Annotated in this window: 1 protein-coding gene; it reads right to left on the bottom strand. The window is 36.4% G+C overall.

The window, feature by feature from the left end; genetic code table 11:
• Nucleotides 1–1130, bottom strand: a 1130-nt coding sequence (locus K322_RS0113505) for a phage portal protein (protein ID WP_026627347.1), incomplete at its 3' end; no start/stop codon positions are given.
• Between the last annotated feature and the right edge of the window lie 127 nt (nt 1131–1257).

Below are 1257 nucleotides of genomic sequence, written 5' to 3'. Positions count from 1 at the left end.
CCCTCCAGTTTTGTTTTAGCATCCGTCTGTAATACTTCAACATCATCAAATATTGGAACAAAATGACGTCCATTTTCAAGCAGAAACAGCCTGTCTAATGATCTGCATACGTCCCAACATATGCCCTTTATTACGTTTTGCCATAAAGACACCTCCGCATTTTGCTTATTTGTATAGGTAGAGCTCCCTTTCTTGGGAATTAACTCTTTATCGACTCCGAATATCCCGGCAATTGCTATCCCATCAGCTTCAGTCTCCTCAAATGGCTGCAACTCGCTTATAGTACCCAACGTTTTTATAAAACTTAAAGGAATACTGGATACAGCTAACAACTTTTTATCACCAGTTAAACCATTACGAGACATAATATCATTGACAATATCTTCCCTGCTCGAGGACGAGAATACATCCGCTACTTCACCATTTCCCGTGGTCGAAGCTCTGGTTAAGATACCAGCCATTCCATTATTCTCATATACCTTATATCTCGCTGAGTATACTGCTAATAGATTGTTAATATTCTTCTCAACTGCAGTCAGTGGAGATCGCCCTTCTATTAAGCCATTTGCACACGAACTTCTATAAAAGCTAGATGTCCTATGAATTATTGAAGATGGGTCCAATTCTCTGTTTAAGAAGTTTACTCGATAGGAATCTATGAAATCAGACTTATCTTTAATAAAGAAGAAATCAGGAATAGAACTTTTATATTTTATGGATACTAGGTTAGGAGGCAAACTCCAGATATTTGCTATAGCTGATTGCTTCAGAGACTTTCTTAAGTCTGCTCTATATGTATACGAATTGCCATCTGATAACTCTGAAAATATCATCGAATAAACTAAATCACCGAAAGAGTTCAAGGGGTTAGGATTATCCATTAGCCTCTTTTCGTCTGCATTCGGAGTAGCTGCTCTACCGCTTGAATCCTGGATCTCGTAAGTTATAGATGATGCCCTACTGGCTATGGCGTCAATAGGGTTAAATATTTCGGACAACTGTAATGCTAATGAGAATGCATTGCTCTCACTAAATGCAGATATACTATTACTCATTCCAAACATAGCACTTATGTATGAAATGAATTTACTATCCTTATTATTTCCGAACCATTTACCTAGAAAATTCATAGTTAAAAGCTTATATGCAAATATAAGCACTGTTATTTAGATTCATTCTAAATAATATACATAGTTACCTACATGTTTAACGACTGAAAAATGACTTATATTTGACTTTTAATATATGGGCGGCCGA

It is taken from the genome of Indolivaga capnocytophagoides DSM 22835, assembly GCF_000426485.1.
Classification (GTDB): Bacteria; Bacteroidota; Bacteroidia; order Bacteroidales; family Dysgonomonadaceae; genus Dysgonomonas_A; species Dysgonomonas_A capnocytophagoides.
This window is presented reverse-complemented; position numbering and strand designations above follow the sequence as displayed.